The following is a 12,864-nucleotide window of genomic DNA, read 5'->3' as shown; positions in this document are numbered from 1 at the left end:
GCCGGTATCGCCACTGTCGGGGTTTTTATACGCAGGATTTAACCAAAGTACAGTAAGCCTAGGCCGGGATTTGAACCCGGGGTCTCGTCCTTACCAAGGACGCGCTTTACCGCTAAGCTACCCAGGCGCTCGATGCGCATACGTCGGTTGACCGGATTCGTCTTTAGGGGTTTCGATTTGTTCGGCCACCGCGACGCCCTCACACGGGTCCCCGTTTCACCGCAGAGCATCGCCGACGTCACCGATCGACGCGGTTAGACGCGCTCCTCGGAGAGGGTCGCGATCCGGTCGGCGGTCCCGTCGGAGAGGGCCTGGCCGGCGGGCGGGAACCCGCCCTCGTAGTCGGCGGCGAGCTCGCGGGCGTACGCGAGCAGGTCGGTCGGCGGGTCGCCGCCCACCGCAGTCGTGCCCGCGACGACGGCCAGTTCGAAGACGTCCTCCTCGAGGTTCCGGTCGAGGGCGAGCTCGTCGGCGTCGGGGCGCTCCCGGAGCGTCTGGTCGCGGCCGAACGCGCGCACGACCTCGACGGCGGCGGCCGCGGCCTCGGTCCGCGAGAGCAGCGAGAAGCCGCGCGAGACGAGCACGTCGGCGGCCAGCACGTCGAGGTCGGCCTCGATGTCGGCTCCCTCGGCGGCGGTGAGCCACGGCTCCTCGTGAGCAACACAGCGGGTGAGGCGGAGCCCCTCGTAGATCAGCTGGACGCCGGCGGCGCGTTCCTCGACGTGGTCGACGGGGAGGTCGGGCGACAGCGCCCGCGCGGTGACGATCGCGAGGACCCCCGGCGTCACGGCGGCGTCGACCAGTCTCTCGTCGAGGACCGCACGGAGGCGCGCCGGCTCCACGTCCGCCAGCGCCTCGCGTGCGGCCTCACGAGCCCGCACGGCGTCATCCATCGAGCGAAGTAAGGATCGCAACGGCCAAAGACCTTTGGAAACCGCAGCGAGTCGGTCGGTCCGCTCCCGAAATCCGACCCCCGTCCGCGGCTGGAACTCCCCGTCGTCCGCGGTCACGGGATCGAGATGTGAACCGCGCTCACGCGTCCGGCTCGAACGCCTCCAGCGCCGCCCCGGCGATGGAACCGGGGTCCTCGTTTCGCATCGAGGCGTTGCGGCGGAGCGCGACGTAGGCGTCGATCGGGAGATCGAGCGTGATCCGGCCCGGAGTGATGCCGCGATCCGCCAGCGCCGTCTCCAGCGGCGCGCCCTCGTTGACGTTCGACGCGATCGACCGCACGTCGCGGACGGTGAGGTCGCCGTCGAGGACGGCCCACGCGAGGAGGTACCGGTCCGTTCCGCCGACGCGTGCGATGTGTTTGGCCGCGGTCGGCGGGATCTCCCCCCGCGCGACGTGGCGGCGGATCGCCTGCGGAAGGTCGTGGACGCGGGCCCACTTCCGGATGAACGAGACCGATACCCCGTCGCCGGCGCGCTCGGCGGCGCGCTTGTAGGACCCGGTGCCGCGGACGAGCGCCGCACAGGCGGCCGCCCCACGAAGCATCAACACGTGATCGTCGCCGCCGACGTCCCCGGTTGCGAACCGGTTGACGACCGCGGCAGCCTCCGCGACGCTCTCGGGATCGTCGGGGTCGAAGCCGATCGCCTCCGCGGCGCGCTCGCCGGTTATTTCGGGGTCGGCCCGGACGACCGGCTCCCCGACCGGGGAGCGGCGGTCCGCGCCTGGCTCGTCGGTCATACCGGTACCTGGACCGCCGGACCCAAAATACTCTCGCACGCTGGCAAACACTGTGGCGGTCGATGACGACGTCCGGGAATCGGGGGCGAGACGATCGCTCGACGGTGCCCGTCTTCGAACTCGGCCACGACCGTTTCAGTACCCGACCGTGACCGTTTCAGTATCCGACCGTGACCGTTTCAGTATCCGACCGTAACCGTTTCAGTATCCGACCGTAACCGTCTCAGGATCCAACCGTAACCGTCTCAGGATCCAACCGTAACCGTCTCGCCGACCTCGGGGGCGCTCGTGTCCCCGCCTTCGGCCCGAAGCGACCCCGCGAACGCCGAACACCGGTCCCCGTGAACCACGAACAGTCGCGATCCGGCCTCGAGGTACGGCTCGAGGAACGTCCGGAGCCCCGCGTGGTCGGCGTGCGCGGAGAAGTCGTATTGCTCCACCTGCGCGCTGACCGGCATCCGACGACCGCCGATCTCGGCGCTGCCGGTCTCCACGAGGTCACGCCCGGGCGTGCCCTCGACCTGATAGCCGGTCATCGTGACCTTGTTCACCGGATTCGACCGGATCTCCGGGATGTAGGTCATCGCCGGGCCGCCGGACAGCATGCCGCTCGTCGTGATGATCGCGGCTGGCTGGTCGGCGATGCGCCTGCGCTGTCCGTCGCGACCGGTGACGAACCGGGCGTGGGACGTCGCACGCCGAAGCGCGTCGGCATCCCGGACGAATTCGGGATGGCGTCGCAGCATCTCGGCGACTTGCGTGCCCATCCCGTCGACGTAACAGGGGATGTCGTACTCCTCGCAGACGAGCATCAGTTCCTGCGTCCGCCCGATCGCGAACGCCGGAACGACGACCGTCCCGCCCTCCCACAGCGTCGTCTCGACGCTCCGCACGAACCGCTGCTCGACGGCAGCCCGATCCTCGTGTTCGACGTCGGCGTACGTGCTCTCACAGATCACGACGTCCGCCGCCGGACGCGACGCCGTGCCCGTGACGAGGCGCTGGTCGTCGGTGTGGAAGTCGCCCGTGTAGAGCAGCCGCGTCTCGCCGTCGTCGACGAGGACGTGCGCGCTCCCGGGGATGTGGCCGGCGTCGTGGAAGGTCACCTCGTATCCGGCCGCAGTGAAGGGCTCGCGGTAGCCGTGGGTCCGGGAGACCTGGGTGACCCGCTGGACGTCGAGTTCGGTGAACGGACACCGGAACGTGCCGCCGTGGAGTTTGAGGGTATCCCGCGCGAGCGTGAGCGCCAGCTCTCGAGTGGGCGGCGTCCAGTGGATCGGCGGGCGGGCGTCGCCGCTCACCAGCGCGGGGATCACGCCCACGTGGTCGAGGTGGCCGTGACTCGCCACGACCGCGTCGGGGTCGACGTCCCCGACCGGAAACCGCGGGGGCGTTCCGGCGAGCATCCCGTGGTCGATCAGGAGGCGGTCGTCGATCAGGACCGCGCTCCGACCGACCTCGCGGGCGCCGCCGAGGAACCGAACGTCCATTGCCGGCCGACTATCCGGTGCGGACGCTAGTGGGCGTCGATCGCCACCCGGAAACCGCTCGTCGCCGGACGTCACCCGCCGGACGTCACCCGCCGGACGTCACTCACCGGACGTCACTCGCCGAACGCCGGTCGGCGTCACGCCGATTCCGTGACGAGATAGGTCCGACCGCCGCGGCGTTCGAGGTACACCTCGGCGCCGCCGACGGCGTTGGCCGCGACCCGATCGGGAATGCGCGTCGCCGCGCAGTCGGTGACGTCGATGCGGGTCGACCCGGCAAACCGCGTGGGTTGCGTTCGCGAACTCATACGCGTCGATCCGACCCGATCACGGGTATAAGCGAGCCAACACCCCACAGTGAAACTGAAAGTACGGTTCCGGGAGCAACCGGGCGTCGACCGCCGCCCCCGGCCGACGTCGGACTACTGATCGACGTCGACCTCGTCGTCGTCGGCGACCACTCGAACCGTGAACCGGTCGTAGCCGCCGTACGCGGTCTCGAGCGCGCCGAGCCACCAGTTCCACCGCTCGACGAGGCTCGACCCCTCGGGAGCGTCGGCGAGGTGTCGAAGCACGTCCGGGATCGTGAGCGCGTGACCACGATCCCGCTTCGGCTTTCCGGAGTCCGACAGATCACGGGCCTGTCTAGCGACGACCCGCCGCTCCGCGGCGCTGCCGCCGAACTCCTCGGCGAGGGCGGTTTCGAGACGGCGCGCGTCCATACGTGACCGTAGGAACCGCACCCACATTAGTGTGAAGGTCTCACAGATCAGGTCCGCCCTCGAGACCGGCCACGAGAGCCGGCATCACCGGTCGAGATACTCGCCCTGCACCGCCACCACCTCGGCGGAATCCGAACACGCCGCGTACCGGCGGAGCGGTTCCGCGTTCAGCTCGAGAAACGTCTCGCCCCAGGTGAACTTCTCGAGCAGCCGTTCGGCGTGATCCCGATCGCCGAGGATCACGAGTGCCGCCGCCAGCGCCTCGACGGTCGTGAGCCGCATCGGGCGACCGAAGTTGACCGGATTGGCGGCGACGAGGTACGGAAGTGCGCGGTGGTCGCCCCCCAGCGAGAACCGTTTCTCGCCGGCTGACTCCCACGAGCAGTCCAGTGCGACGAGCCCGCTCTCCCGAGCGGTCGCGGCGTCGGCGGGCGAGAGCGCTCGCTCCGCGTGTGGGTTCAACACGATGCCCGGCGGCGTCGCTCGGTCCGATCGGTGGAGCTCCGCGAGGTCGAACCGGGCGAGCTTCCGTGCCGTGCACTTCTCGGGGTCGTCGTCCCCCTCGTACCGGACGTGTACGTCCACGGCCGACGTAGGAGGGCGGCGGCCAAAAGCCGCCCGGCTTCGATTCGAAACGCTTCCGCTTTGGGCGCCGACGCACCGTGGAACCGCGGAAACGTCGGCTTCGAAATCCTTTTACTCCTTTCGCGGGGAGGTAGTGGTAACTGACCATGGACATCGACATCGTCTCCGAGGAGGAGAACCCTATGCTGCACCGGACCGATATCCGCTTCGAGATCACCCACGACGAGGCGACTCCCTCCCGTCTCTCAGTGCGCGACTCCCTCGCCGCGACCCTCGACAAGGACTCCGACGAGGTCGTGATTCACGAGCTCGACACGAAGTTCGGGATGCGCAAGACGATCGGCTACGCGAAGGCCTACGACACCCCCGATGACGCCCGGGAGGTCGAACAGGAGTACATGCTCGAGCGGAACAAGATCGGCGTCGAGGCCGACGACGAGGCCGAGGCGGAAGCCGAGGAAGCCTGACGGCGCCGTCCCGAACACCGAATGCGCGTTCTCGGGATCGAGGGTACCGCGTGGTGTGCAAGCGCCGCCATCCACGACGCCGAGACCGACGACGTCTTCATCGAATCCGACGCCTACGAACCCGATAGCGGCGGCATTCATCCACGGGAGGCCGCCGAACACATGGCCGATGCGCTTCCCGAGGTCATCGATGCAGCGCTCTCGTACGCCGAGGACGCCGCCGGCGCGGGGAGCATCGACGCGGTCGCGTTCTCTCGGGGTCCCGGACTCGGCCCGTGCCTGCGAACCGTCGGCACCGCCGCCCGTGCCGTCGCCGGCACGCTCGAGGTCCCGCTCGTGGGGGTCAACCATATGGTCGCTCACTTGGAGATCGGCCGCCATCGGTCCGGCTTCGAGGATCCGATCTGTCTGAACGCCTCCGGCGCCAACGCACACGTCCTCGGCTATCACAACGGCCGGTACCGCGTGCTCGGCGAGACGATGGATACCGGCGTCGGCAACGCGATCGATAAGTTCACCCGGCACGTCGGCTGGACCCATCCCGGCGGACCGAAGGTCGAACGGGCCGCGGCCGACGGCGAGTACGTCGACCTCCCCTACGTCGTCAAGGGAATGGACTTCTCGTTTTCGGGAATTATGTCGGCCGCCAAGGACCTGTACGACGAGGGTGTGCCGGTCGAGGACGTCTGTTTCTCGCTCCAGGAACACGTCTTCGCGATGTTGACGGAGGTCGCCGAACGGGCGCTCTCGCTGACCGGGAACGACCAGCTCGTGCTCGGCGGCGGCGTCGGACAGAACGACCGGCTTCGGGAGATGCTGGCGACGATGTGTGCACAGCGCGGCGTCGCGTTCCACGCCCCGGAACCGCGCTTCCTCCGCGACAACGCCGGAATGATCGCGGTCCTCGGCGCGCGGATGTTGGCGGCCGGCGATACCATCCCGATCTCCGAGTCCGCGATCGACCCGAACTACCGGCCGGACCAGGTTCCGGTGACCTGGCGCGGGACCGCGGCGTCGTCCGCTGGCCCCGCTGACACGACCGGGACCGCGGCGAATACGACCGACGCTGCGACGACTGCGGCCGACGTTGCGACGACTGCGGCCGACGTTGCGACGACTACGGCCGACGCGGTGAGGGACGTGACGACGCGTGTCGCCACGCGCCGCGGCGAGACGCCGGATCTGCGCGGTGCGGAGGCGGTCGTCGAGATCGTCGACGAGGAGACCGTCCGAAAGCGGCGGCGACCGAAGGCCTATCGACACCCGACGCTGGACGAAACCCTGCGCCGGAACCGGACCACCCTCGAGGCACGCCTCCTGAACGAGGCCCGTCGGGCCGGCGTCCCGACGCCGCTCGTCCACGACGTCGACGTCGAGAACGCGGAGTTATCGCTTCAGTACGTCGGCACCGCCGATCTCGCGGATCGGATCACGCCCGATCGTGCCCGCGAGGTGGGTGTTTACCTCGCTCGGCTCCACCGGGCCGGATTCGTTCACGGCGATCCGACGACCAGAAACGTCCGCGTCGGCGGGTCCGTGCCGGCGCTCATCGACTTCGGACTCGGCTATCACACGGGCCACGTGGAGGACCACGCCATGGATCTACACATCCTCGAACAGTCGATCCGGGGGACGGCGACCGACCCGGATCCGATCGTCTCGGCGGCCGAATCCGGGTACACCGCCGTCGGGAAGGCGGACGTCCTCGACCGGCTCCGCACGATCGAGGGCCGTGGGCGATATCGCTGACCGGCGGCGATCCGGACGTCCACGGCGGCCGTCAGCTCAGCTCGACGCGAGCCAAAACCGTTTAGCCGTCGGTCCGCCTACTCACGCGTATGGTAGACAAACCGTCATCCGGCGAACTTCTGGGCATCCCGTACAACTTCGAGCGGCCGAGCCTCGGGCGGCTCCTGTCGTCCTACTGGCAGCCCGACGAGGGCATGCTCGTGGAGAAGCCGTTCGGCATCGGTTACACCCTGAACCTCGCGAGCTGGCGGTCGTGGGTGGTCCTCGCGGTCGCAGCGGGGCTGTACTGGCAGGGCAAGCAGGCGGCGAACTCGAGCGACGACGAGGCGAGTGAAGGTGACGATGACGGACCGGTCGAAGTGATCGTCGAGGACGACTGACGGTCGCGGACCGCGTTTTTCGGACGCTCGTAGCGGACTCCGACGCTCGTTAGCAGGCGCAGTAGTACTCTCGATCCGTGAACTCCGTCTCGATGAGCTTTGCGGCTGGGGCGGGGTCGGTGGGGCGGTAGACGCCGGTCGTCAGGTCGATCTCGGTCGTCGTCTCGAACGATCCCGACAGCAGCGCGGCCCAGTCGTCGGTCGAGAGGACGTCCCAGAAGGCGTCCTCGCCCGCGAGCAGCGAGAGGTAATCGCGCAGATAGACCCACCGTGCGTCCCGCGGTTCAGCGGGCTCGTAGGTCGCCTCCGTCACGGCGGCGTAGGCGGCCATCGGAAGGTTCACGCCGGCGGCAACGGGCATCCCGATCCACTTCCAGGGCCGCGTGTTGACGTCGAGCAGGAGGTACTCATCGCGGTCGGCGTCGTAGACGAATTCCGCCTCGCTGATGCCGTAATAACCGGTTTCCTCGAGCACGCCGAGGGCCCGCTCCTCGATCGCGGGGTGGTCGACCCGCTCGACGAGACAGGAGGTTCCGAACTGGCGGGGATACCGCACGCGGGCGTTGCCGACGACCCCGATCGCGTTCTCGACGCCCTCGGGCGGCACGTAGGAGGCGAGCGAGCGGTCCTCACCCGCAGCGACGTCGATCCGTTTCTGGGCCATCACGTCGATCCCCTCGTCCTCGGCCGCCGTGACGACGTCGGCGAACTCCTCGCGATCGGCGACCTCGATGACGTTGGTGCCGAACGCCTCCTCGAACTCGCGCTTCAACGCGGGCTTGACGACCAGCGGGAACCCGAGCGCGTCGATCGCCTCGTCGATCGAGACCTCGGAGAGGCGGAGCGTCTCCGGGTAGGGAACGTCGAGCCGCTCGCAGGTGGCGTACAGCTCGGATTTGTTCAACACCGAGTCGACCACGTCCGCGTCCGCGAAGGGGAGCCGAACGCCGTCGACGTCGACCCGGGCGTACGCGTGGGCCCACTCGTCCATACAGCCGAACGGGACGACGTCCCGGCCGACGGCGTCGACGATCGCCTCGACGTCGCTCCGGAACCCCTCGAAGTCCTCGAGCGGATAGGTGACGGCGCCGGCGAACGCGACGGCGTCCGAGGGCGGCGCGACGCCGTCCCCGTTCCGGTCGAGGACGATCACTGGGATGTCGTGGGAATCGAGCGCTCGCGCCACGCTCAATCCGGTGATGTGGGCGTTGCTGACGATCGCTGGCGGACGGTCGAAGGAGGCGTCCGCGAGGGCGTCACGGAGCGCCGACGTCGAGAGGAACTGCTCGGCCATACCGGATCGGTCGGTACGCCGACCAAAAAGCTCGTCACAACCGGCGGCTGCTGCCACCGTCGGCGACGACGCGTGTGGACCCCGGTCAACGCTGGCGCGTTCGGATCCCACGACGCAACGAGCTTTTGCCGACACGGCCCCACCGAACGATATGAGCGAGTCATCGACGTCGGTCCGTCGTGCGTTCGAGGCTGAGGGATCGTTCGAGCGCATCGAGGGGGCCACGTGGAACTACACGACGACGTCCTTCGACGGCCGCGTCACGGTTGCCTCGGCCCCGGACGGCGGCGCGGGGACGGACGTGTCCGCCGCGGAGACCGCGTCGACTGGTGAGGGGCCCGAGACGACGACCTTCGAGGTCGTCGTCACCGTGCCGACGCTGTCGGCGGTGACCGACGAGCACGTCGCCGAGGTCGTCGAGAACGGCTGGTTCGAGACCTTCGAGCTGCGCGTTGCGGACGTCTCGGGCGTCACGAAGCGCTCGCGGGACCTCGATCCGTCGGTGCGGCGTGCCGGATCGGAGATCGTCGTCACGGCGACGATCACGGACGCGAACGCCCGTCTGGGGGTCGCGGACGCCGCGGCGTTCATCGATTTCGTTGAGGGGACCTACGTCCAGGGTATCATCCCCGGATACGACTACGCCGAGCCGGTGACGAGCATCCGATCGAAGGCCCGGCAGCACGGGAACGACGGCGGGATCTGAGCCGACGCTGGGTGGTTGGACGACCGGCGGCGCTGCGCTGGTCCTGGCGAGCAGGCGGCTGCTTTCGGTCCCCGGACGGGATGCCGCGCACCCGTCTGGCCCGTGCCGGGGCGTGTCTCACGTCACGGGACGGCTGATTCGTGCTGTATGAAAAAGGTCCGGAGGATCGGGGTCGGTTCGGGAGTCGGTTCGGGAGCCGATTTGGGCGTCACTCCATCGCGACGTAGGTTCGCGTGCTCTCGACGCCGTCGAGCTCCTGGATGGCCGTTGCGGCGACGTCCTTGACGTCGGACGGGGTCTCCACGGCGACGGTGACGATGAAGTCGACGTCGCCGGCCACGATGCTGACGGTTTCGACGCCCTCGAGCGCCGCCAGGTCGGCTTTCAGCCGGTCGGCCTCTCCGGTGTTCGCCTTCACCATCACGTACGCGGTGACGCTCATCGGTCCCCTCCGGCCATCGCCCTGGTGGTCGGTTCGACGTCCCCGACGAGCAGCTGGCGGACGTCGTCGAGGACGGAGTAATCGGCGAGGATGGCGATGCGGTCGCCGGCCTCGAGGGAGTCGTCGGGAAGCGGGATGCCGAGCTGTTCGTCGCCCTTGCCGAACGCGAGGATTCGTGCCTCACCGGGGAGGGCAACCTCGGAGAGCGTGTACCCGCGCATCGGGGAGTCCGCGGTCACGGTGATGAGGAGCACCTGCAGATGCTGGGCGATGTCGGCGATCGCCTGGATGCTGCCGCCGAGGAGGGCGTTCTTCGCGGCGATCGCGCCGAGCCGTTCGGGGTAGACGACCTCGTCGACTTCGTCGGCGTACTTCCGGTAGATGTCCTCGCGGTAGTCCTCGTCGATGCGCATCACGGTCCGACAGCCGTAGTGGTTCGCGATCATGCACGCCGCGAAGTTGGTGTTGAGATTGCCGGTGAGCGCGCCGAGCGCGTCGGCTGCGTCGATCCCGGCCGACTCCAGGACGTCCTCTCGGGAGCCGTCCCCTTCGATGACCTCGAACCCATCATCGCGGGCTCGACGCGCCCTGTCGGGATCGGACTCGACGACGGTGACCGCGTGTCCCTCCTCGGTCAGGACGCGGGCCGTTCGGGACCCGACCCGTCCGTATCCTATGTTAACTACTCGCATACTCAGCCGTATGGACGGACGGGAAATAACCCTGTTGGCGAATCCGAAGACGGGGTGCCGGCGGGGAATCGTACGAAGCTTTTTGCGATCGTGTGGTGTACGTTGCCGTATGGTACGGGCATACGTGTTGGTCGACACCGACGTGGGATCCTCGCCGGGCCTCATCGACACGATCCGTGAGATGGAGGGCGTCGAGACCGCACACGTCATCGCCGGCGACTGGGACGTGATGGTCGTGTTCGAGGTGTCGGAGGTCTATCAGGTGCTGTCGACCACCACCACCGCCATCCAGGAACTGGACGGCGTTCTCGACACGAAGACGTACGTTGCCCTCGACGAGTGACCGACGCGGCATCTGGACCGTCGATCCGCGGGCCGGAGCCGAGTCGATAGAGGAAAAAGCACGGGCCCCGTAGGTCGAACATGGCCACGATCCTCGGCGTGCTGCTGTTCCTCGTGGTGTTGGGTGCCCACACCCTCATCGCGGCGGTGATGACGCGGTTCCTTCGCCTCCGTCTCGACACCACGTGGGGAACTGCGATCTACGTGGCCTTCCTGATCCCCATCGTGTTGTTGACATCGACGCTCGTGGTCTCGGGTCCTCTCGGGATCGGGATCGACCTCGAAACGACCGTCGCCGTGCTGACGGTGATGATCCTCCTGCCCGGCGTTCTCGGCGTGGCGATCGACGTCCTGTACGTCGAACATCCCGACGAGTACGAGCTGCCCGAGCCGACGGACTGAGGTCCCAGTCGGTCGGCTCGGCCGTCGATGACGGTCACGTTCGCTTGCGGACCTCGATGACGGTCACGTTCGCTCCTCGAGTATCGACTCCACGCGCTCGAGGACCGCCGCGGGCGGCTGCGTGGCGTCGACCCGGACGAACCGATCGGGATCTGACTCGATCAGCCGCTCGTAGTTGGCCCTGACCCGCGCGAGATACTCGCGACGCTCGAACTTGTTCGTCGAACCCGCCCGGTCGGCCGCCGTCTCCGCGTCGAGATCGAGGTAGACGGTGACGTCGGGTTCGCGGGTGAACGGCCGATGGATCCCCCGCACGTACTCGAGCGGCCGGTCGATCCGGGAGTCGGCCAGGGTCGCGGCCTGGTAGGCGTACCGCGAGTCGCAGTATCGGTCCGAGACGACGACCTCGCCGGCCGCGAGCGCGGGCTCGATCGTGCTCGAGAGGTGGTTCGCGTGGTCGGCGGTATATAAGAACAGCTCGGCCAGCGGATCGGCGTCGTCGTCGGCGATCGACCGGTAGACGGCGTCGCCGTACCAGCTGTCGGTCGGCTCGCGGGTGAACACCGCGTCGGGTCGGTCGGCGCGGAGGGCCTCCCAGACGGTGGTCTTTCCGCTGCCGTCGAGGCCCTCGAGCGTGAGGAGCATACTCCCGCTGCGGCGGCCGCCCAAATAAACGGCCAGGATACGCCCCCGGCCGACGGACGGGCCGTCCCGATGATGGCGACCGAACGTCCGTCCCCGCGGTAGTTTTAGGTGGATTCTCCCTCAAGGACGGGTATGGATATCCTGGTCGCCGGCGGAACCGGTTTCATCGGGTCGTACCTGTGTCGTGAACTGGCCGACCGGGGTCACGAGGTGACCGCGCTCTCGCGGTCGCCCTCGGAGGAGTTCGACGGGGTGGACGCGATCGAGACGGCCGTCGGCGACGTCACCGCGGCCGACTCGATCGACGACACGGTCGCGGGACACGACGCCGTCGTCAACCTCGTCGCGCTCTCGCCGCTGTTCGAGCCCTCCGGCGGGAACGAACGCCACGACGAGGTCCACCGCGGCGGGACGGAGAACCTCCTCGAGGCGGCGGTCGACGGCGGGGTCGACCGGTTCCTGCAGCTGAGCGCCCTCGGGGCTGACCCCGACGGTGCCACCCACTACATCCGGGCGAAGGGTGCCGCCGAGCGGCTCGTGGCGGCGGCCGACGTCGAGGAGACGATCATCCGCCCCTCGGTCGTCTTCGGCGACGGCGGGGAGTTCGTCTCCTTCACGAAGCGGCTGAAGTCCTGGTTCGCACCCGGCCTCCCGGTGTATCCGCTCCCCGGCGGGGGCCGGAAGACGCGGTTCCAACCCATCCACGTCGAGGACCTGGTTCCGATGCTGGCCGACGCGGTGACCGAGGACGCCCACGCCGGCGAGACCTACGAGCTCGCCGGCCCGGAAAAGCTCACGCTCCGGGAGATCACCGAACTGGTTTACGAGTCCGAGGGACGGTCGATCACGATCGTTTCCCTGCCGATGGCGCTCGCACGGGTCGGCCTCACCGGATTGAGCGTCGTGCCCGGCTTCCCGATGGGAGCCGATCAGTACCGGTCGCTGACGTTCGACAACACGACCGACGGGAACGACATCGACGCGTTCGAGGTCTCCGTCGAGAGCCTCACGACCTTCGAGGAGTATCTCGGGATCTGAGGGGCCCTCGACGTTCGTGGACGTATCCGTCCACGCATATGACTGTGAAACGTCATTTCGGGCACGGATGTGAGGGGGTTTCCGGCCTCCGACCGTGCGTTCGTCGGGCGCCGCCTCGGACCTCCCGTCTCCGACCGATCGAGCCCCGTGCGATCACGGACCATATATAGGCCTCCCGGCACAGACGCCGACCGACCGCCTCCAGTTCTTCGATCCGA

At 68.3% G+C, this 12,864-nt stretch carries 17 protein-coding genes and 1 tRNA gene; 7 read left to right on the top strand and 11 right to left on the bottom strand.

Annotated features, from left to right (window positions below; genetic code table 11):
• Positions 1–55: 55 nt before the first annotated feature.
• From CPZ00_RS05430 to CPZ00_RS05405, 7 genes are all read right to left on the bottom strand, one after another.
• A tRNA-Thr gene (locus tag CPZ00_RS05430) sits at positions 56–127 on the bottom strand.
• Positions 128–254: 127 nt separating this feature from the next.
• On the bottom strand, positions 255–893 hold the full coding sequence (locus CPZ00_RS05425) for a DUF7114 family protein (RefSeq protein WP_096391608.1): 639 nt from the start codon (positions 891–893) through the stop codon (positions 255–257).
• Between the two features lie 139 nt (positions 894–1,032).
• Complete coding sequence (locus tag CPZ00_RS05420; RefSeq protein WP_096389988.1) at positions 1,033–1,692, bottom strand: DUF7119 family protein; 660 nt, start codon at positions 1,690–1,692, stop codon at positions 1,033–1,035.
• 245 nt (positions 1,693–1,937) lie between these two features.
• Positions 1,938–3,182 (bottom strand): MBL fold metallo-hydrolase, encoded by a 1,245-nt coding sequence (locus tag CPZ00_RS05415; protein WP_096389987.1) that lies wholly within the window; start codon positions 3,180–3,182, stop codon positions 1,938–1,940.
• A 137-nt stretch (positions 3,183–3,319) separates the two neighbouring features.
• Positions 3,320–3,490, bottom strand: a complete 171-nt coding sequence (locus tag CPZ00_RS15570; RefSeq protein WP_172861790.1) for a hypothetical protein — start codon at positions 3,488–3,490, stop codon at positions 3,320–3,322.
• A gap of 114 nt (positions 3,491–3,604) precedes the next feature.
• Positions 3,605–3,904 carry a hypothetical protein gene (locus CPZ00_RS05410; protein ID WP_096389986.1) on the bottom strand — a complete coding sequence of 100 codons (300 nt, stop codon included), beginning with the start codon at positions 3,902–3,904 and terminating at the stop codon, positions 3,605–3,607.
• Positions 3,905–3,988: 84 nt separating this feature from the next.
• A complete protein-coding gene (locus CPZ00_RS05405; RefSeq protein WP_096389985.1) occupies positions 3,989–4,489 on the bottom strand; it encodes a DUF367 family protein in 501 nt (166 codons plus the stop codon).
• A 146-nt stretch (positions 4,490–4,635) separates the two neighbouring features.
• On the opposite strand from CPZ00_RS05405, the gene CPZ00_RS05400 reads away from it, so the two are divergent.
• From CPZ00_RS05400 to CPZ00_RS05390, 3 genes are all read left to right on the top strand, one after another.
• Positions 4,636–4,956, top strand: a complete 321-nt coding sequence (locus CPZ00_RS05400) for a 30S ribosomal protein S24e (RefSeq protein ID WP_096389984.1) — start codon at positions 4,636–4,638, stop codon at positions 4,954–4,956.
• Positions 4,957–4,977: 21 nt separating this feature from the next.
• On the top strand, positions 4,978–6,705 hold the full coding sequence (locus CPZ00_RS05395; protein WP_096389983.1) for a bifunctional N(6)-L-threonylcarbamoyladenine synthase/serine/threonine protein kinase: 1,728 nt from the start codon (positions 4,978–4,980) through the stop codon (positions 6,703–6,705).
• Between the two features lie 89 nt (positions 6,706–6,794).
• Positions 6,795–7,085, top strand: a complete 291-nt coding sequence (locus tag CPZ00_RS05390) for a DUF5808 domain-containing protein (protein WP_096389982.1) — start codon at positions 6,795–6,797, stop codon at positions 7,083–7,085.
• Positions 7,086–7,134: 49 nt separating this feature from the next.
• On the opposite strand, the gene CPZ00_RS05385 is transcribed toward CPZ00_RS05390, so the two are convergent.
• A complete protein-coding gene (locus CPZ00_RS05385) occupies positions 7,135–8,379 on the bottom strand; it encodes a carboxylate--amine ligase (protein WP_096389981.1) in 1,245 nt (414 codons plus the stop codon).
• A gap of 151 nt (positions 8,380–8,530) precedes the next feature.
• Between CPZ00_RS05385 and CPZ00_RS05380 the strand changes: the two genes are divergently transcribed.
• Positions 8,531–9,085 carry a DUF5813 family protein gene (locus CPZ00_RS05380; RefSeq protein WP_096389980.1) on the top strand — a complete coding sequence of 185 codons (555 nt, stop codon included), beginning with the start codon at positions 8,531–8,533 and terminating at the stop codon, positions 9,083–9,085.
• Positions 9,086–9,293: 208 nt separating this feature from the next.
• Here the strand turns inward: CPZ00_RS05380 and CPZ00_RS05375 are convergent, their stop codons facing one another.
• Both CPZ00_RS05375 and CPZ00_RS05370 read right to left on the bottom strand, forming a co-directional pair.
• Positions 9,294–9,527 (bottom strand): Lrp/AsnC family transcriptional regulator, encoded by a 234-nt coding sequence (locus tag CPZ00_RS05375; protein WP_096389979.1) that lies wholly within the window; start codon positions 9,525–9,527, stop codon positions 9,294–9,296.
• On the bottom strand, positions 9,524–10,219 hold the full coding sequence (locus CPZ00_RS05370; protein ID WP_096389978.1) for a potassium channel family protein: 696 nt from the start codon (positions 10,217–10,219) through the stop codon (positions 9,524–9,526). Before CPZ00_RS05370 ends, CPZ00_RS05375 begins: the two co-directional genes overlap by 4 nt.
• 109 nt (positions 10,220–10,328) lie before the next feature.
• On the opposite strand from CPZ00_RS05370, the gene CPZ00_RS05365 reads away from it, so the two are divergent.
• Together CPZ00_RS05365 and CPZ00_RS05360 are read left to right on the top strand one after the other, a co-directional pair.
• A complete protein-coding gene (locus tag CPZ00_RS05365) occupies positions 10,329–10,562 on the top strand; it encodes an Lrp/AsnC ligand binding domain-containing protein (RefSeq protein WP_096389977.1) in 234 nt (77 codons plus the stop codon).
• An 80-nt stretch (positions 10,563–10,642) separates the two neighbouring features.
• Positions 10,643–10,963: a hypothetical protein gene (locus tag CPZ00_RS05360; RefSeq protein WP_096389976.1), complete on the top strand. Its 321-nt coding sequence runs from the start codon at positions 10,643–10,645 to the stop codon at positions 10,961–10,963.
• Between the two features lie 63 nt (positions 10,964–11,026).
• Here CPZ00_RS05360 and tmk read toward each other — a convergent pair whose 3' ends face one another.
• Complete coding sequence (gene tmk, locus CPZ00_RS05355; protein ID WP_096389975.1) at positions 11,027–11,608, bottom strand: dTMP kinase; 582 nt, start codon at positions 11,606–11,608, stop codon at positions 11,027–11,029.
• 132 nt (positions 11,609–11,740) lie between these two features.
• On the opposite strand from tmk, the gene CPZ00_RS05350 reads away from it, so the two are divergent.
• The gene (locus CPZ00_RS05350) at positions 11,741–12,646 is read left to right on the top strand and encodes a complex I NDUFA9 subunit family protein (protein ID WP_096389974.1); all 906 of its coding nucleotides are present in this window, start codon (positions 11,741–11,743) and stop codon (positions 12,644–12,646) included.
• Positions 12,647–12,864: the final 218 nt, after the last annotated feature.

This window comes from Halopenitus persicus (genome assembly GCF_002355635.1).
Classification (GTDB): Archaea; Halobacteriota; Halobacteria; order Halobacteriales; family Haloferacaceae; genus Halopenitus; species Halopenitus persicus_A.
Note: the sequence above shows the minus strand (reverse complement) of the source record. Positions and strands in the feature narration are given on the sequence as shown.